17 protein-coding genes are annotated in these 17673 nt (G+C 54.4%); 3 read left to right on the top strand and 14 right to left on the bottom strand.

Annotated features, from left to right (window positions below):
* The 3 genes from QFZ34_RS01615 to hemP all read right to left on the bottom strand — a co-directional run.
* A partial coding sequence (locus tag QFZ34_RS01615) for a heme/hemin ABC transporter substrate-binding protein (protein WP_307275934.1) occupies positions 1 to 679 on the bottom strand: 679 nt, incomplete at its 3' end.
* 1 nt (position 680) lies between these two features.
* Positions 681 to 1721 (bottom strand): hemin-degrading factor, encoded by a 1041-nt coding sequence (locus QFZ34_RS01610; RefSeq protein WP_307275932.1) that lies wholly within the window; start codon positions 1719 to 1721, stop codon positions 681 to 683.
* A gap of 38 nt (positions 1722 to 1759) precedes the next feature.
* The gene (gene hemP / locus QFZ34_RS01605) at positions 1760 to 1915 is read right to left on the bottom strand and encodes a hemin uptake protein HemP (protein ID WP_307276008.1); all 156 of its coding nucleotides are present in this window, start codon (positions 1913 to 1915) and stop codon (positions 1760 to 1762) included.
* Between the two features lie 212 nt (positions 1916 to 2127).
* Between hemP and QFZ34_RS01600 the strand changes: the two genes are divergently transcribed.
* Positions 2128 to 2601: a hypothetical protein gene (locus QFZ34_RS01600; RefSeq protein WP_307275930.1), complete on the top strand. Its 474-nt coding sequence runs from the start codon at positions 2128 to 2130 to the stop codon at positions 2599 to 2601.
* A gap of 312 nt (positions 2602 to 2913) precedes the next feature.
* On the opposite strand, the gene QFZ34_RS01595 is transcribed toward QFZ34_RS01600, so the two are convergent.
* The 11 genes from QFZ34_RS01595 to QFZ34_RS01545 form a co-directional block, all read right to left on the bottom strand.
* Entirely contained in the window at positions 2914 to 3858 is a 945-nt protein-coding gene (locus QFZ34_RS01595) for a substrate-binding domain-containing protein (RefSeq protein ID WP_115053711.1), read from the bottom strand.
* Between the two features lie 106 nt (positions 3859 to 3964).
* Positions 3965 to 4975 (bottom strand): ABC transporter permease, encoded by a 1011-nt coding sequence (locus tag QFZ34_RS01590; RefSeq protein ID WP_115053712.1) that lies wholly within the window; start codon positions 4973 to 4975, stop codon positions 3965 to 3967.
* Positions 4972 to 6522 (bottom strand): sugar ABC transporter ATP-binding protein, encoded by a 1551-nt coding sequence (locus QFZ34_RS01585; protein WP_307276006.1) that lies wholly within the window; start codon positions 6520 to 6522, stop codon positions 4972 to 4974. Before QFZ34_RS01585 ends, QFZ34_RS01590 begins: the two co-directional genes overlap by 4 nt.
* Entirely contained in the window at positions 6522 to 7694 is a 1173-nt protein-coding gene (locus QFZ34_RS01580) for a Gfo/Idh/MocA family protein (protein WP_115053714.1), read from the bottom strand. The genes QFZ34_RS01585 and QFZ34_RS01580 overlap by 1 nt, the downstream gene beginning before the upstream one ends.
* 12 nt (positions 7695 to 7706) lie before the next feature.
* Entirely contained in the window at positions 7707 to 8762 is a 1056-nt protein-coding gene (locus QFZ34_RS01575; protein WP_307275924.1) for a sugar phosphate isomerase/epimerase family protein, read from the bottom strand.
* 30 nt (positions 8763 to 8792) lie between these two features.
* Positions 8793 to 9809, bottom strand: coding sequence for a LacI family DNA-binding transcriptional regulator (locus QFZ34_RS01570; protein ID WP_307276003.1), 1017 nt, complete (start codon positions 9807 to 9809; stop codon positions 8793 to 8795).
* A gap of 242 nt (positions 9810 to 10051) precedes the next feature.
* Positions 10052 to 11476 (bottom strand): amidase, encoded by a 1425-nt coding sequence (locus QFZ34_RS01565; RefSeq protein WP_307275921.1) that lies wholly within the window; start codon positions 11474 to 11476, stop codon positions 10052 to 10054.
* A 244-nt stretch (positions 11477 to 11720) separates the two neighbouring features.
* A complete protein-coding gene (locus QFZ34_RS01560; RefSeq protein ID WP_115053717.1) occupies positions 11721 to 12497 on the bottom strand; it encodes an ABC transporter permease in 777 nt (258 codons plus the stop codon).
* On the bottom strand, positions 12481 to 13311 hold the full coding sequence (locus QFZ34_RS01555) for an ABC transporter ATP-binding protein (RefSeq protein WP_307275917.1): 831 nt from the start codon (positions 13309 to 13311) through the stop codon (positions 12481 to 12483). The genes QFZ34_RS01560 and QFZ34_RS01555 overlap by 17 nt, the downstream gene beginning before the upstream one ends.
* A gap of 15 nt (positions 13312 to 13326) precedes the next feature.
* A complete protein-coding gene (locus QFZ34_RS01550) occupies positions 13327 to 14328 on the bottom strand; it encodes an ABC transporter substrate-binding protein (protein WP_307275914.1) in 1002 nt (333 codons plus the stop codon).
* Positions 14329 to 14383: 55 nt separating this feature from the next.
* A complete protein-coding gene (locus QFZ34_RS01545) occupies positions 14384 to 15466 on the bottom strand; it encodes a 4-oxalomesaconate tautomerase (protein ID WP_115053720.1) in 1083 nt (360 codons plus the stop codon).
* Between the two features lie 108 nt (positions 15467 to 15574).
* Between QFZ34_RS01545 and QFZ34_RS01540 the strand changes: the two genes are divergently transcribed.
* The gene (locus QFZ34_RS01540) at positions 15575 to 16483 is read left to right on the top strand and encodes a LysR family transcriptional regulator (protein ID WP_115053721.1); all 909 of its coding nucleotides are present in this window, start codon (positions 15575 to 15577) and stop codon (positions 16481 to 16483) included.
* Between the two features lie 177 nt (positions 16484 to 16660).
* Positions 16661 to 17644, top strand: coding sequence for a TerC family protein (locus QFZ34_RS01535; RefSeq protein ID WP_115053722.1), 984 nt, complete (start codon positions 16661 to 16663; stop codon positions 17642 to 17644).
* Positions 17645 to 17673 lie beyond the last annotated feature (29 nt).

Here is a 17673-nt window from a genome sequence, read left to right as displayed (position 1 = left end):
CGGGTTTTGCCAGCAGGATGCTTTCATCGCTCAAAGCCTTGTATCCGGTAAAACCTTCGACAGCATTGTCTGCGCCTGCGAGTTTAATGATGCCGTTTGCAGCTGAATGGTCGCCAGCGGCCAGAATCTTTCCGCCCTGAATGCTGAGAACGAACAAAACGCGCCTGCGGGTTTTGATGTCTTTCGTTTCAGCCTGAGCGGCAGCAAGATCGGCTTCAACATCGTCCGCAAGCTTTTTGGCCTTGTCTTCAACGCTGAGCGCTTTGCCGACGATCCGGATTTTCTCCGAAACGCTTGTGGCCGTGTAATTTTCAGGAACGAAAACGAAAGGAACACTGGCCTTTTTCAGAAGATCGACAGCTTGCTCCGGGCCGCTGCCTTCCACGGCAATAATCGCAGTCGGATTGATCGAAAGAACACCTTCAGCCGACAAAGCCCGCATATATCCGACATCAGGCAGCGCAAATGCTTCCTTTGGATAGACGCTGGTCGTATCGCGCCCGACGAGACGGCCCTGTTCCCCGAGTGCGAAGATGATCTCGGTGATCGAGCCGCCAATGGATACGACCCGGCTGGTATCGGGTAGCGACCCCGAGACTTCCTTGGCAGATGCATGGCTGGAAAGAGCCAGAACCCCGAAAATCCCGGCAAGAGCAGCTAATTTGACAGACTTGGTCATTTTATGCGGCCACACGCATCAGGCGAGGCAGACTCTCCACGAGATTGCGCCAGTCGGGACGTTCATGAGAACCTTCATGACGTTTTCCAAAGAACTGGATAATCATCTCGCCTTCCGCACCATAGGCCTCAAGAGAGGTTACGTGACCATCTTTGGTCGGTTTGCGTACGGCCCAGAGCTCGGCAATATGATCGGTACGCAGATGCAGATGGAAGGTTTCGTCCATGACGTTGATCCATGGACCCATTGGTTTGACATTCTGGACCGGACCGGAATGAATCTGAATGCAGCCGCGATTGCCAACAAAGCACATGATCGGCAATGCTTCCTGTGCCGCATGGTGTATCATTGCCGTCAGCGCATCATTATCCAGCTGCCAGGCATAGTCCTGACCAATCACCTGTACCGCCTGATGACGGGTCATTTCCAGTGAATTCAGGATGCCGAAAAACTCGTGCACATCCTTCATCTGGGTCCAGCGATCCCGCAGGCCGGCAGTATCGAGCTCTTCAAGCTCCCGCTTTTTCTGCTCGAGCTTCGGCAATTCGGTGGTCTCGATCGTCTGGGACTGATCTTCCAGTTTCAGCTTTGCCACCAGAGCTGTGTAGGCTTCCAGATTGGAAGCGGGGCGCAGATGAATCTTGTGAATGGCTTCGCCTGCGGCATCGAAGAATTGCAGGCTGCGGCGAACCACATCGCCATCGTCCTTCTCAACGGCAAAACCATGCGCCCAGGATTTGGGAAACAGGCGCAAGTCGATCTGTTCGCCGAGCATCATCGAGGCATGTTTGCCGACGATGGGCTTGTCATAGACGCCGATCTTTTCATGAACGGCGCTTTCATTGCGGGTAAGCGCCATGACTTCGCCGAGAGCTTCGATCTCGGTCAGGAATGTTTCAATCTGTGGTGTGATACGGGTTGCACTGATACCGCAATAGGCGGCGACGAAATCAGCTTCGGATATAGTCAACTGCTGCGCCAGATCGCGCTCACGCATTTTGGGATTGTCTATTCTTGCCTGGCGGATCGCTTCGGGTGTCATTTTATTACCATTCGTAACGTTGGTGATCGATTGCTGGGTCATTTATTCAGGATGAGTTTGCCTTGGCGGGTGATTTTCAAACGATAGAGCGAGCCGGCATGTTCAATGCCGACTTCGCTTGATCCGTCGAATAGAAGATCACTGCCAAACACGCGGATATCTGATTGTACGGGGCGGCTATAGTCTGCTCGCATGGGCGTCATGTTAGGAAGGCGAACCTGCAGATCGATGATTTGGCGTCTCGACATGGCAATGGCCTTTTCGTGCCTTTCTCAAAGGGTGATGGTTGGTCCAAGACCCCTCTATTTAAACTTGACTACAAGTTTCATCTTTATTACTCAAATTAAATAAGAGTCAATGAGTCATGTTTCAGAATTGACAAAACTGTGATCAGGAAATGGACGTCATGGTACACAATACACAGGGCCATTTTATCAGGTTTCTGACGCGGCATTCCCTCGGCCTGCTTGCCGCAACGGGATTGCTGGTTCTCGCCGCAGCAGACATTGCGCCAGCGCAGGAGGGTGCCCCACCGGCGCTGACCTTGGAGCTGAATGCACTGCAGCCTTCGGAAAAGGGCTGCCGGCTAACCTTTGTCGTTACCAATAGTCTTGGCGTGGCCTTGGACAAGGTGGGTTTTGAGGTCGCGCTGTTCAATCAGGCTCAGGTGGTCGACCGTATCACCGTGCTGGATTTCAAAGAACTGCCGCAGGGAAAAACCAAAGTGCGCCGCTTTGATCTTGGTGAGCTTGATTGCACGAAAATAACGCGTGTTCTGGTGAATGATTCAACGGAATGCGCGGGGGCCGGGATAGACCCGAAAGCCTGCATCCGGCAGCTGAATCCTACCACAAAATCCGGTATTCAATTTGGAAGTTGATATTGCACTGATGCTGTGCGTGGTTCGCCCTTCGACAAGCTCAGGAGGGCGGAAGAGGGCATTGATCTAGTGCGTGGTTCGACGGGGCTCACCATGAGGAAAGTAGTGGGTTACACGTCTACCTGAAACGTCTCAAAACCAGCTCCCTGCCAAATCTTCATTTTCCGCATGGTGAGCCCCGTCGAACCACGCACAGCATCAGTGCAATGTCCCAGTTGATCGTAAAGATAGGCTGGCGGCTAGTAGCTATTGCAAAACGCTGTTGCAAAAAAGGCCCCTCGCAGGGCCTTTTCCAGCTTCATTCATGTCTGATCAGAACGGTGAATCAGGGAAGTAGAATTCAGCGGCATTATCCTTGGTGACCAGTGTTGCATCAAGAATATAGCTGCCCCGAACTGGAACCTGATCGTAGAAATTGGCAACGGTCAGTTCCATTGCAGTTGCGATCATTGAAGGTGGATAAAGCACGTTGATCGGCGTCATTGTATCGCCATCAGCAACACGCTTGATCATGTCCTTCATGCCCGCACCACCGATAACCATTTTGATATCGGTACGCTTTGCCTGGCTGATGGCTTCAAGAACGCCAACGGCCATATCGTCATCCTGGCACCAGACCGCATCGATCTTCGGGAATTTGGTCAGATAGTCCTGCATGACCTTGAACGCGTCATCGCGCGACCAATTACCAAACTGCTTGTCGAGTACCTTGATGCCGCTACCTGCAATGGCTTCGTCGAAGCCCTTCTGGCGCTCTTCATCGATAACGATAGGAAGGCCGCGGATAACCACGACGTCACCGGTCTTCAGTGTGTCTTTCAGATAGGTTCCCGCTACGCGGCCAAGCTCCGGATTGTTGCCGGCAACGTAGAGGTCCTGAACTGTCGGATCGGAAAGCGCGCGGTCAACAACCGTGACGAAGATGCCCTTTTCCTTGACCTGGCGAAGCGGGTCGGTCAATTCATCCGAATTGTGCGGCAAGGTCACCAGAGCGTCCATGCCCTGTGTGGTCAGATCTTCCAGCGCATTGGCCTGCGAAGCGCCGTCAGGCGAAGTCTTCACAGTGATCTTCAGACCCGGATGGGCTTTTTCAAGCAATTTGGCGGCACGTTCAGCGTGATAGACAACGCCGCCGGTCCAACCATGGTCAGCCGCCGGAATCGACACGGCAATATTGACCTGTTTGTCTTGCGCGTAGGCGAAGGTCATTGTCGAGGCGAGTGCCGCCCCCACCAGACCCATCATGAGTTTACGCATTTGTTCTCTCCCAATTTTTCGTTCGGGCCTTGATTTCGGCTCGGTGGGTGGCCCCTTTTCCCCCGTCCCGTCTGAAGAGGCAGCCTCCCGCCCCTATTCGTTGTCATCATTTCTTCTTTTGCAGCGTCCGTTGGACGAGCATTGCAATGATGATGATCGTGCCCTGAACGGCTCCGATCAGATATTCGCTGACAATGTTGGACAGCACCATGATGTTGCCGACGATCTCCAGCATGAAAGCACCGCAGATCGTGCCCCAGATACGCCCGACGCCGCCCCGCAGCGCAGTGCCGCCAATGACCACAGCCGTGATTGCCTGCAACTCCCACAACATGCCGGTTGTTGTCGTTGCGGCCCCAAGGCGCGGAATATAAACGACGACGGCGATGGCGACGCAAATACCTTGCAGCACATAGGTCATGGCGCGCACACGGTTGACGTGGATGCCGGAATATTTCGCTACATCCTCGTTAGAACCGACGGCGATCACATGCCTTCCGAAAGACGTTTTGTACAAAATGAAAGCTGCCAGAATACCGACAATTGCGATGATCCAGACGGGAATGGGCAGCCCGATGAATGTGCCGGTGTAAACAGGCCTGAACAGAGCGCGCATCGAGGTTGATTTCATGGCGATGGACCCGCCATCTGCCAGCCAGACCGTGACAGACCGGAAGATTGCCATGGTTCCGAGCGTCACGATAAAGGGTTCGATCTTGCCGATCGTGATGATTGCGCCGTTGAGCAGACCCGCCAAGGCGCCGACGCCAATAGCGACGACAACGCCAACGCAAAGCATCGCCATATCGCCATCAATCGCCGCTGAATTCAAGAACAGCAGCATGATGCCCGCAACCAGCGCAGCCATGGACCCGACAGACAGATCAAGACCGCCAGCCGAGATGACGAAGGTTGCGCCAACGGCAATGATTGCAATGAAAGACGATCTGGTCAGAACGTTGAGAAGATTGTCTATCGACAGGAAGTTCGGATTGATGAGCGCACCAAGGACGAACAGCGCCGCGAGCGCAAGGAAGGGAGCAACGGCTGTCTTGTCCAGATCAGCCAGTTTGCGAAAGGCACCGCGTGTATCGGTATTTGTTGATGTGTCGCTCATGCGTTCCCCGCACTGTAAAGCTCTGCTTCGTTGATCTTGACGCCTGTGGCGTGGACGACGATTTCTTCTTCGGTCATTGCATCGCCTGTCACCTCGCCGACGATGCGCGATGAGCGCATGACGAGGATGCGGTGGCAAATGCCTATCAGTTCCTGCATCTCGGACGAGATAACGATGACGGATTTCCCTGCCTTGGCGAGGTTTGCAATGAACTGATAAATCTGTTCCTTGGTGCCGATATCGATGCCGCGCGTCGGCTCGTCGATAATGACGATGCTCGGTTCCAGCAGCATCATCTTTGCCAATAGGAGCTTCTGCTGATTGCCGCCCGAAAGCTGCCCGGCCAGAAGATCACGGCGACGGGCGCGAATATTGAAATCGCTGATCGCTTTATCGAGACTTTTATCCTCCCGCTTGCGTTCGATCAGCGGTCCTTTGGTGAATTTTTCGAGCGTGGCCAGCGTAAGGTTTGTACGCAGGTCCTGCGCCAGAAGAAGTCCTTTGCCCTTGCGATCTTCGCTCAAGTAAACAATGCCTGCCGCCATGCTGTCACGCACGGTGTGGAATGTGATGGGCTTGCCATTAAATTCAATCGTGCCACTGCCATGGCGCAATCCGACGATGCCCTCAAGCAGCTCTGTACGCCCAGCGCCGATCAGACCGGCAAAGCCGAGGATCTCACCTTTCCGCAGGGTAAAGGATGCGTCACGGGCATAGCCCGGCACGTCGAAATTCTTGACTGCAAGCACCGTCTGGTGCGCGGCCGTATCCTCGCGCTCAGGATAAAGTTTTGACATATCCCGGCCGACCATTAATCGCGCCATATCGACTGGCTGCAATTCAGAGGCGTTGCGGGTTGTAATGAGCTTACCATCGCGCAAGACTGTGATGCGATCTGCAATCGCAGCCACTTCAGGCAGGCGATGCGAGATATAGAGAATGGCCACGCCCTTGTCGCGCAGGTCGCGGATGACTTTGAGCAGCGCTTCGGTTTCGATGGGGGTGAGCGAGGCTGTCGGCTCATCGAAAATGACAACACGGTGCGGCACCTGCAATGCACGGGCGATCTGGACCAATTGACGCCGCGCAATGGAAAGACGGGCAATCTGCGTGGTCGGATCGATATCGGCTCCGAGGCTTCGAACAGCCTCCGCTGACTGCCTGTTCATCTCACGGTCGTTGACCATAAGGCCGCGCTTTAGCTCACGCCCCATAAAAATGTTCTGGGCAACGGTCAGGTCCGGTGCAAGCAGAATTTCCTGATGCACCAGGACCAGACCGCGATGTTCCGCATCGACGGGACCGGCAAAGCTCACGGGCTCATTATCAATGGCAACGGAACCGCGTGTCGGCTTGAGGTGCCCGCTGAGGAGTTTCATCAGCGTGGACTTGCCCGCGCCGTTTTCGCCGATGATCGCATGGACCTCGCCCGGCATGATCGACAGGCTGATATCGGTCAAAACTTCCACGGGACCAAACGCCTTGGCAATGCCGCGTGCTTCCAGCACCGGTACGTTCGAGGCGTTCAAGGGTTTGTTTGTCTCCATCACACCTTCGTCCAAACGCCGCCAGCCTTCGAAGACTTGACCGCAGCTTCAATGAATTCCATGCCGGCCAAGCCATCTTGAACGGTTGGATAAATGACATCCTTCGGCAGTTTTTTGCCGCTGCGAGCCGCAAGAATTGCCTGCGCTGCCTCGGTATAAATATTGGCAAAGCCCTCAAGGTAGCCTTCTGGATGCCCGCCGGGAACGCGCGTTACGCGCGCCGCTTCCGGCGATGCACCCGCGCCGCCGCGGGTCAGCAATTGCTTGGGCTTGCCGAAGGGCGTGTACCAGAGATAATTCGGATCGGCCTGCGTCCATTCCAGCCCACCCTTGGTACCATATATGCGCAGCTTCAGGCCATTCTCATTGCCCGGAGCGACCTGGCTTGCCCAGATCATACCTTTTGCGCCGCCCTCAAAGCGCATCAGAATCTGAACGTCATCATCAAGAACGCGGCCTTCGCCAAAACTGGTCAACTCGGCGCAAAGTTGCTTGAGCTTCAAACCGGACACGAAGCAAGCAAGATTATAGGCATGGGTGCCAATATCGCCGATGGCGCCGCCGGCACCCGAACGCTTGGGATCAACGCGCCATTCGGCCTGTTTCGAACCGGAGCTTTCTGTTTTCTCGGTCATCCAATCCTGGGGATATTCAGCCTGCACCACGCGTATGGTTCCGAGCAAACCCTTTTCCACCATGGCACGCGCCTGCCGCATCATGGGGTAGCCAGTGTAATTATGGGTAACCACGAAAAGCTTGCCGGTCTTGTCTACCAGAGAGACAAGCTCCTTTGCTTCCTTGACAGTCGTGGTCAGCGGCTTGTCGCAAATGACGTGAATGCCAGCTTTGAGAAAAGCCTTTGCTGCCGGTGCGTGCATGTGGTTTGGCGTAACGATGGAAACGGCCTCGATGCCATCAGGACGTTTGGCCTCCGCTTTTGCCATTTCTTCGAAAGATGTATAGGCGCGATCATCGGCGATGCCGAGTTCGCGGGCTGACGCCTTGGCGCGCGCCGCATCGGATGAGAGTGCGCCTGCAACCAGCTCAAACTGGTCATCCATACGCAGCGCGATGCGGTGAACCGCGCCGATGAAAGCGCCCTGCCCGCCACCGACCATGCCGATACGGATGCGCTTGCTCGCAGGCTTTTCTTTTGATGCTCCAATGGCCATTGCTTTACCCTCTTACTTCAAGCCAAGAATACGGCGATTGGCCGCGTCGTCGGTGCCGGACCCGGCAAAATCGTCAAATGCCCGCTCGGTCACGCGGATCAGATGAGCGTCGATGAATTGGGCACCTTCGCGCGCCCCATCTTCGGGGTGTTTCAACGCGCATTCCCATTCCAGAACTGCCCAGCCATCGAAATCATAGGCAGTCAGCTTTGAAAAGATTGCGCCGAAATCCACCTGTCCATCGCCAAGCGAGCGGAAACGCCCGGCACGGTTCACCCAGGATTGGAAGCCGCCATAGACACCCTGCCGCCCTGTCGGGTTGAACTCGGCGTCCTTCACATGGAAGGCTTTGATACGCTCATGGTAGATGTCGATATAATCAAGATAGTCGAGCTGCTGCAGCACGAAATGCGAAGGATCATAAAGAAGATTGGCGCGCGAATGGTTGTTCACCCGCTCCAGAAACATCTCGTAGGTTATGCCGTCATGCAGATCTTCGCCGGGGTGAATTTCATAGGCAGCATCGACGCCTTGCTCATCGAAGTAGTCGAGAATAGGTGTCCAGCGTTTTGCCAGTTCATCAAACGCCGCTTCGACCAGACCTGCCGGACGCTGTGGGAATGGATAGAGAAAAGGCCATGCCAGCGCACCGGAAAAGGTGGGAACGGTCTTAAGGCCCAGATGCTTGGACGCCCGCGCCGCCCGCTTCAGCTGATCAACAGCCCATTCCTGCCGCGCCGCTGGGTTGCCATGCACTTCAGGCGCAGCAAAGCCATCCATGAGCTCGTCATAAACAGGATGAACGGCAACGAGCTGACCTTGGAGATGGGTTGCAAGCTCCGTGATCGTCAAGCCGTGGGACGCTGCTGTCCCGGCGATCTCATCGCAATAGTCCTTGGAGTCGGAAGCTTTCTTCAGATCAATGAGACGCCCGTCCCAGGCAGGAATCTGGATACCCTTATAGCCATGGCCAGCGGCCCAACCGCACATGCCATCCAGCGTATTGAACGGCGCAGCATCGCCCGCAAACTGTGCGAGAAAAATGGCGGGTCCTTTAATCGTCTTCATATGTATTCCTCCAATTCCAAAATATAGCCGTCAGGGCATGTTGTCCCTGAGAAAGATGTCGATGCGGATATGTTCCTGCCCCGAAACAATGGGGCGGCCCTCTTTCAGGGCAGTCAGGATCCGTGCGGCGCTGCGGGCCATGTGGCCCACATCCTGATTGATGATTGCGTCGATTGTGCCACGCACAAGGTGACGACGTGTTGACGACGTCAATTCGTGGGCAACAAAAATCATGTCAGATGTGCGCCCGGACGTTTCCAGGGCAGCGATGACACCAGCCTGCCCTCCCCCGGCATTATAGATCGCAACTGTGTCGGGGTGATCTTCGATCAGTGACCGGCAAACGGCTTCCACCCGGGCATTTTCGTCGCGTGCTTCGCGAACCGGCAGGACTTCAAGATTGGGGTATTCGCGTGCAAGAACCTGTTCAAAGCCGAATTGCCGCTCGACATGATCACGCAGTGCCAGCGAACCTGCAATCATCCCGACCTTGCCTTTGCGGGTTCCAACGAAGCGGCCGATCAGCGATGCGGCGGTGCGGCCTGCCGCAAAATTGTCGATGCCGACATAATGCGCACGCCGTGAGTTGGGCACGTCTGATACGAGCGTCAGGACAACAACGCCGGAATCGGCCAGTGTATTTATGGCCTCGGTAACAGCAGGGTGATCCAGAGCGACAACGGCGACGCCATCAATGCCTCTTGGAAGCTTTTCCAAGGCGGTGGCAAGTGCTTCGCCATCGAATGTATCGACATATTGAATGGTCAGGCGCACCCGCTCCTGCAATTGACGTTCGCGAGTAGCGCGAAACTCGGCAGCAAGAGCCTGCATGAATTCATTTTCGCCGGTGGGGAGAATGATGCGGAAATCGTAATCGCGTCCGCGAGCCAGCCGCGACGCATGGGGATCAGGAAGGAAGCCAAGCTGTTTGATAGCCGCATTGACGCGTTGGATCGTGCGCGCATGCACACCTATCCTCCCGTTTACCACGCGATCAACCGTTGCAAGACTGACACCGGCTTCTCGGGCGACGTCTTCAAGCGTCATTTTCACCACGAGAATTCTCCTCCGCCTGAAATAGTAATTCAGTCAAATGAGGTGTGCAACTCTTTTTGAGCTTTTTTGATGGGAATTTGATGGGATAGAAATACTGCTTGCAGCGCTACAGCCTGCGCCTCCATCGATGATGAAGGGCACGCGGCGGAAGCGATGCGGAAACGCGGCGAGAACCTGAGGGGGCGGGGACCAAGTCAATCAGCTTCCTGACCCCCTCTTGTGATCATTGGCGTTCAGGGTTCGTTTCGGCCTGTCTTGAACGGCAATATGATTTCATAAGACCTCGCAAGGCTAAGCAGGCGAGCATCCGATCTAGGTCGGCCTATGAGCTGCATACCCATCGGGAGGCCATTGCGAAACCCGACTGGTACATTGACGACCGGACATCCGGAAAGCGTCGCCAGAGCAACGACTTCCATCCAGCGATGGTAACTGTCCATTTTTCTGTCGCCGATCATTTCGGGCCAATGCAGGTCGGCATCGAACGGGAAAACCTGCGCGGAAGGAATGGCGAGAAAATCATATGTCTGGAACAATTCAAGCATGGTTGCATACCAGGCTGTCCTTGTCTGACTGGCATTAAGGATGTCGATTGCAGACAAGGAAAGACAACCTTCCACCTCCCATTGCGCTTCATCCTTGAGAAGAGCCCGCTTTGCCGGATCGTCATAGAGTGGCTTGAGTCTGGCGCTCAAATTGAATTGACGAAGGGTTGTAAAACAACCCCAAAGTGCCTCAAAGTCGAAATTTGGCAGGACTGGCTCTATTGTGCATTCAATATCGGTCATGGTTTTCAAAGCAGTTTCGCAAAGATCGATAATGCCAGGCTCGAAAACCAGATGGCCGCCAAGATCGCCCAGCCAGCCTATACGAGACGGACCAATTTGTTCATGGCAACTTTGGACAAAGGAAGCAGCCGGTTGCTCTATAGATAGAGGCGCTCGCGGTTCATATCCGGCTTGCACGTCCAACAGGAATGCCAGATCTTCGACGCTGCGGGCCATGGGACCTTCAGTGCCGAGCTGGGAAAAAAATGAATCCGCCGCGGGCCAATTTGGCACCAGCCCCTGAGAGGGACGAAAACCGAAAATATTGTTGAATGCCGCAGGATTGCGCAAAGACCCGCCAAAATCACTGCCATCAGCAACGGGTAGCATTCTCAAGGCAACAGCGACCGCAGCTCCGCCGCTCGAACCGCCCGCAGATTTCGACGCATCGAAAGCATTGCGGGTGATGCCGAAAACAGGATTGTAGGTGTGAGATCCCAAACCGAATTCAGGTGTGTTCGTTTTTCCAATAATCAGGGCGCCCGCACTTCGCAATCGCTCCACCGAGAGCGAGTCCATTTCGGGCACAAAGTTTGCATAGATCGGGGACCCGAATGTGGTTCTCAAGCCCTTTGTCATGGACAGGTCTTTAATGGCAATGGGAAGACCGTGAAGTGGACCCGTCGGGCCGTGACGGGAAAGCATCTCATCGGCAGCGCTTGCTTCTGCCAGGATTTCGTCTCGAGGGCGTAAGGATATGATGGCATTGTGGATCGGATTTAAACTGTCGATCCGGCCCAGAAAATCCAGTGTTATATCGTAGCAGGAAGCAGTTCGAGTTTGGACGAGACGGCTGAGTTCGGCGGCACCAAATATGGAATAATCAGTCAATAGTCACTCCTGATCGCATGAGGAATGCGGTATGTATTTGCAACCAGGCGTTGAATTTGCGGCTGGCCTTACCGAGCAAGCCAGGCATTGAAGCGCTGTGTCAATACTTCCAGATTGTCGGTCCAGAAATTTTGATTCAGGCGGAATGCCGGATTATCCCCAACGGACATGATGTTTTTTGTTTCACCCGGGATGCGAGCTGGTCGTCCAGTTGAATGTGGCCGGCATTGCCGGCCACAAGATTTTATGCGGGTCTTTCTTCGGCAGCATTGGGCCGCCACTTGATGAGCTTGCCTTCAGCGACATCGAGAATTCTGTCGATAATCAGGACGAACACTGCCAGAATAATGATGCCGGCAAATACGCCAACCGCGTCGAAATTGCCTTCTGCCTGGGCGATAAGGTAGCCCAATCCAGCGGAAGCACCGAGATATTCCCCGATAATGGCGCCGACCACTGCAAAGCCTACTGACGTGCGCAGCGATGATAAAATCCAGCTTGCCGCAGCAGGAAAATAGACATGCCTCAACAAATCCGACCGTTTGGCACCGAGGATTTTCGCGTTGGCAAGCACAACAGGATTGACTTCGCGTACGCCCTGCATGGCATTGAAAAACGTAATGAAGAACACCAGCGTGACAGCCAACGCTACTTTCGACCAAAGGCCCAAGCCAAGCCAAAGAACAAAGATCGGCGCGAGAACGACACGGGGTATTGCATTGAGGCCCTTGATAAAGGGATCAAGGATGCGGGCTGCACTGCGGCTGAGACCAAGCCAAACACCGGCGGCGACGCCGAGCGCCGTGCCTATGACATAGCCGAGAACGGTTTCTGTCAACGTAATGGAGACATGCTTGTAGAAGCTTGGTTGGATAATCCAGGTAACAATCTGGTTGAAGATATCCAGAGGAGCTGGGAAGAAGAATACGTCGATGACACCGGCGGTTACGCCCAGTTGCCAGCCACCGAGAATAAAAACCAGAATACCCAGCTGGATGATGCGTTCAGTCACGACGTTCATAGCTTTTCTCCACTTCGCCGCGCAGGCTTGCCCAGATATTTCGGTACAGATCCATAAAGCGTGGATCGAGTTTGATTTCCGCGACATCGCGAGGCCGTTCCAGCTCAACGGGGAAGCTTTCTATGACCCGTGAACGCGGCCCGGCCGCAAGGATGGCGACGCGGTCGCCAAGAGCAATGGCTTCCTCCAAATCATGCGTGATCATCACGACGGCCCGACGCTCTTCCTGCCAGAGCCGTAGAAGTTCGTTCTGCATCAAATGTCGGGTGTGGATGTCGAGCGCGGAAAATGGCTCGTCCATCAAGATGACCTTTGGCGTTGCGATCAGCGCCTGCGCCATCTGTACGCGCTTGCGCTGGCCGCCCGACAACTGGTGCGGATACCGATGCTCGAACCCTTTAAGGCCAACCTTTGCAAGCCAGTTCATCGAGCGTTCGCGGCGCTCTTTGACTGCAATACCTTTAAACATCAGACTGAGTTCGACATTTTCGATGGAGGTCTTCCACGGCAGCAACGCGTCTTGCTGGAACAGATAGCCAATATCATTCTGGATGTTATTGATGAGCGCGCCATCAATACTCACCGTTCCCTTCGTTGGCTTCAGCAGACCGGCAATAGCATTCAAAATGGTGCTCTTGCCGCAGCCCGTGGGCCCAACGATGGCGAGAAACTCGCCATCGGCAACAGTCAAGTTGACATCCTGTACAGCTACATAGGTGCCAAATGACATTTCAACCGAGTCAATCGATACCATCGGCCTCGTATCTTGCTCGCCCGGTTGGACGGGCACGGGTTTTAACATAGCCAATGACATGGCTTCCTCCTCGGATCAGTTAGTGGTCTTGCCAGTCACCTTGTTCACGAAATCATTCGTGTAGGTTTTAGAAAGATCGATGGTTGTATTGGCTACTTTCTCATTGAAGCTTTTGAGAACAGCCAACGGCGTTTGAACGTCTGTATCGTTGAATTTGCCACCAACCGAGAAGATGGGCTTGGCATTCTGGACTGCCTTCACATAGGTTTCCCGATCTCCGGAAATGAACTCTTTGGGAAGCTTCTCAACGATTTCCTCAGCGCTGTGGTTGTTCATCCATTCCAGCGCTGCAACGGTCGCATTCGTGACCTTCTGGATCGTTTCAGGGTTTTCGTCGATGTAAGACTGCGTGGCATAGAGTACCGATGTGGGATAAATTCCGCCGTAGATTTCCTTGGCACCTTCATCGCTACGGGCATCGATCAGAATCTTGCCGACACCCTTGGCTTCGATGAATGTCGCCGCCGGATCGTAATTGACCAGCAGGTCGACCTTGCCCTGTTCCAGCGCCGCAACAGCAGCCGAACCGGAACCGACGCCGATCAGCGAAACATCATCCGCCGACAGTTTGTGACGCTGTAAATAGTAACGAACGAAGAAGTCAGATGATGAGCCCGGGGCGGTGATGCCGATTTTGGCTCCTTTGATCGTTTCGGGCTTGGCCGGATCGAAAGTGGCGTTTTTTCCTCCGGCAAGAACGAGGCCCGAATTGCGTGCCAGAAGCACGAAACCGACGACTGCCTTGTTCTGCGACTGCATCTGGATCGTATGGTCGTAAAAGCCAACGGCGATATCGGTTGAGCCCGCGACAAGCGCCTGGAGCGTTTTCGATCCACCGGAGGCGAAATTCTCAACAGTTACCTCAAGGCCCTCTTTTTCATAGAGACCCAACCCAGCCGCTACCGGAAAAGGCAGATTGTTGAGATTATAGGATCCGACGCTGATGCGAACGGGTTCGGCGAGAGCCGTTCCAGCAAAAGCCACGGTTGCCGCAAGCGCGAGCACGAGTTTACGCATGATGTTTCCTCCGATTGTAATGTTGTTTGGCTACCCTCCCGGTAGCCATTTCAAATTATGCCGCGCGAACGATGCTGCCGAGCGGCTTTGCAAAGACATGTCCTTCGAATAGTCTCCGCGCTGTTCTAAGTATTCCTGCCACGACCTTTCCTTCGCGGGAATCCAGTTTTACGTCCAGGTGACCACTTGGATGTTCCAGGCTGAGGATCACTGGCGGGGTGTGTTTGCCGATCAGCGATGATGCGATCGTACCTTCACTAATGCATGCGGTTGCAATGCCAACGGCACCCGTCGTCGCCAGGGATGGATGACATTCGTCCGGCATGAAATAACGGACATTGAGATCTCCGCCATTTCTCGGTTTGGAAATCAATACCGGCTTTGGCGTGACCTGATTGCTAACATCTCCCATTCCCATGAGCCGGCCAGCTTCGAGCCGCAAATGCTTCAGCCGTTTCAGCAAAGCGTCATTGCTGTTGAGATCGGCCGCCGTTTCATATCCGCTTACTCCGACTGCTTCAGCCTCAACCAGCACCATAGGCATGGCGCAATCAATACAGGTAACGTCGACACCATCGATGCGATCACGTGCGTTTCCCGTGGGGAAGAGTTTTCCCGTTCGAGCACCGGCTGCATCCATAAAAGTCAACGCGATCGGCGCCGCCAGTCCGGGAACGCCGTCGATTGCCGCATCTCCGAGATAAGCAACCTTTCCACCGGGGGTTGGAACCTCCGCTTCGATCAACTTGCCCGTATTAACATTGTGAATTCTGACGCGAGTCAAAGGCCCTGTCGCCGCTACGAGCCCCGCCTCAATCGCAAAGGGTCCAACGGCTGCCAACATATTCCCGCAATTTGGCGAGGTATCGACCAATTGCTGATCAATCCGAATTTGCGCAAACAGATAATCAACATCCGCGCCAGCAATGCTGGAGGGTCCGACAATGGCCACCTTGCTCGTGACCGGATTGCCGCCACCTATCCCGTCGATTTGAAGAGGATGCCCGGAGCCCATTAAAGACAGAAGAATCACATCACGCTCTGCGCTATTGGAAGGCAGGTCTGACGAAAGGAAGAAGGGTCCTTTTGAGGTGCCGCCCCGCATGAGAACACAGGGAATGGACATCAGGTCGTTCATTATTGCTTCACCTACCGATGTGATTTAGGTATCAATGGCCTTATTTGTTCCAGTAAACGGTATTATGATTGATATGTGAAATGCGAAAATCCGAGGGAATGATGCGTTATGAGCATTAATTGCGAAATTCTGGACTTGCGTGCTTTCCTGGCTGTTGTCGAACTGGAGAACTTCCATCGCTCGGCTGAGGCGCTCAATCTGTCTCAACCTGCATTGAGCCGGCGCATTCAAAAACTCGAGCAGGCGATTGGGGGGCCACTGCTGGAACGTACGACGCGGCACGTTTCAACAACTGCACTTGGCGCTGAACTCATCCCGCTTGTGCGCAGAATGCTGGAGGAGTTCGACACCTCGCTTTTCGCAGTTCGGGATACGGGATCGCAGCGTAGTGGATTGGTGACCATTGCATGTCTTCCGACAGCCGCGTTTTACTTTCTTCCCACGGTAATCAAGCAGTTCAACTCGGAATATCCGCATATTCGTTTTCGAATCCTCGACCTGACCGCCACCGATGGATTGCAGGCAGTTGCGCGGGGAGAAGTTGAGTTTGGTATAAATATTATGGGGTTATCCGATCCCGATCTCATCTTTGAGCGCCTGATAGAAGACCCATTCGTGCTCGCTGCGCGCAACGATCATCCGCTGGCGGCAAAAACCGAATTGGAGTGGGGTGACCTGACGCCGTACCAGTTGATCACGGTTCACAGGTCCAGCGGCAATCGAACGTTGCTTGATGCAGCCCTTGCCAAATCCAATCTCAAGCTTCGCTGGTCCTATGAGGTGACGCATTTGTCGACATCGCTTGGGCTGGTTGAAGCCGGGCTTGGAATTTCCGTCTTGCCAAAATTGGCGACACCTCAGGAAGAACATCCCTTTTTGGTTACAAGACCAATCCGCAATCCAGAGATATCCCGAACAATAGGCATTGTACGTCGACGAGGCGGAACGCTGTCACCCGCTGCTGAGAGGTTTATGACGCTCCTTATCGGTACTTGGGCTGACCCTAACACCCCATAGCCCGTTGCGAGCAGTTGCACGCAATAGAAAATTTCTCTGCCTCCTGCCCTTGAATCGGGAACTGCGGCCGCCTAACTCTCCCCCAACCCGCTGGTCCGGGCCCCTCTGGCAAGTGCCCCGGCGAACTTGTGATGTCGGACCGTTTCCCGACAACGCACGCCGGTGGAGAAATCCTCAATGGAATTCGATTTTTTGTTCATCGACTGGCTGGGTAAGCCGGTCTGGATGTGGCTAAGCTTTTTTGGCCTCGTTCTCGCTATACTGGCATTCGATCTCGGCGTTCTTCACAAGGAAAACAAGGAGATCAATGTGGTTGAGAGCTTGAAGCTCTCTGTTCTTTATATTTCCCTCGGCCTCGCTTTCGGCGGGTGGGTCTGGTGGTATATCGGTGCTGATGCGGGTATGGCCTATATAACGGGCTTCGTCGTCGAAAAGACGCTCGCGCTGGACAATGTCTTTGTTATCGCCCTGATTTTCTCCTTCTTTGCCGTCCCCCGTCTCTATCAGCACCGTGTCCTGTTCTGGGGTATTCTCGGCGTCATCGTGCTGCGCGCCATCATGATCGGCGTTGGAGCAACGCTCGTCGCTGAATTTGCGTGGTTGCTTTATATCTTTGCGGCTTTCCTGATCTTCACTGGCCTGAAAATGCTGGTTATGGAAGAATCCGAGCCTGACATTGCCAATAATGCGCTGGTCCGCTTCATGCGCCGCCGGTTCAACGTGACCGAAACCCATCATGGCGAACATTTCTTCGTGCGGCAGGCGGACCCCAAGACGGGCAAGCTGATCTGGTTTATTACGCCGCTGTTCATGGCGCTTGTTCTGGTCGAGGTCGCTGATGTGATCTTTGCCGTTGACTCGGTACCAGCCATCTTCGCCATCACCACTGACCCGTTCCTGGTCTATACGTCCAATATCTTCGCCATCCTGGGGTTGCGCGCGCTTTATTTTGCTCTTGCGGCAATGATTCACCGCTTCCGCTATCTCAAACCAGCCCTTGCTCTGGTTCTGATTTTCATCGGTTCGAAGGTTTTCGTCGCTGATATGCTGGGCCTTGAAAAGTTTCCTGCCGCGCTGTCGCTGGGTGTCACCTTCGCGATCATAGCCGGCGGGGTGGTCTGGAGCCTGGTCAAGACCCGCAAGGATGAGGTTGAAGTATGACGAGCGACCAAGCCTCGAGCAGGCTTTGA

Source organism: Phyllobacterium ifriqiyense (genome assembly GCF_030817885.1).
In the GTDB taxonomy this organism is placed as follows: domain Bacteria; phylum Pseudomonadota; class Alphaproteobacteria; order Rhizobiales; family Rhizobiaceae; genus Phyllobacterium; species Phyllobacterium ifriqiyense.
This window is presented reverse-complemented; position numbering and strand designations above follow the sequence as displayed.

Coding starts and splice junctions, on each gene's coding strand:
- QFZ34_RS01575 (WP_307275924.1), bottom strand. CDS start 8,762: ATGAAGACGATTAAAGGACCCGCCATTTTTCTCGCACAGTTTGCGGGC.
- QFZ34_RS01535 (WP_115053722.1), top strand. CDS start 16,661: ATGGAATTCGATTTTTTGTTCATCGACTGGCTGGGTAAGCCGGTCTGG.
- hemP (WP_307276008.1), bottom strand. CDS start 1,915: ATGCGAGCAGACTATAGCCGCCCCGTACAATCAGATATCCGCGTGTTT.
- QFZ34_RS01540 (WP_115053721.1), top strand. CDS start 15,575: ATGAGCATTAATTGCGAAATTCTGGACTTGCGTGCTTTCCTGGCTGTT.
- QFZ34_RS01610 (WP_307275932.1), bottom strand. CDS start 1,721: ATGACACCCGAAGCGATCCGCCAGGCAAGAATAGACAATCCCAAAATG.
- QFZ34_RS01555 (WP_307275917.1), bottom strand. CDS start 13,311: ATGTCATTGGCTATGTTAAAACCCGTGCCCGTCCAACCGGGCGAGCAA.
- QFZ34_RS01600 (WP_307275930.1), top strand. CDS start 2,128: ATGGTACACAATACACAGGGCCATTTTATCAGGTTTCTGACGCGGCAT.
- QFZ34_RS01550 (WP_307275914.1), bottom strand. CDS start 14,328: ATGCGTAAACTCGTGCTCGCGCTTGCGGCAACCGTGGCTTTTGCTGGA.
- QFZ34_RS01545 (WP_115053720.1), bottom strand. CDS start 15,466: ATGAACGACCTGATGTCCATTCCCTGTGTTCTCATGCGGGGCGGCACC.
- QFZ34_RS01560 (WP_115053717.1), bottom strand. CDS start 12,497: ATGAACGTCGTGACTGAACGCATCATCCAGCTGGGTATTCTGGTTTTT.
- QFZ34_RS01580 (WP_115053714.1), bottom strand. CDS start 7,694: ATGGCCATTGGAGCATCAAAAGAAAAGCCTGCGAGCAAGCGCATCCGT.
- QFZ34_RS01590 (WP_115053712.1), bottom strand. CDS start 4,975: ATGAGCGACACATCAACAAATACCGATACACGCGGTGCCTTTCGCAAA.
- QFZ34_RS01585 (WP_307276006.1), bottom strand. CDS start 6,522: ATGGAGACAAACAAACCCTTGAACGCCTCGAACGTACCGGTGCTGGAA.
- QFZ34_RS01595 (WP_115053711.1), bottom strand. CDS start 3,858: ATGCGTAAACTCATGATGGGTCTGGTGGGGGCGGCACTCGCCTCGACA.
- QFZ34_RS01570 (WP_307276003.1), bottom strand. CDS start 9,809: ATGACGCTTGAAGACGTCGCCCGAGAAGCCGGTGTCAGTCTTGCAACG.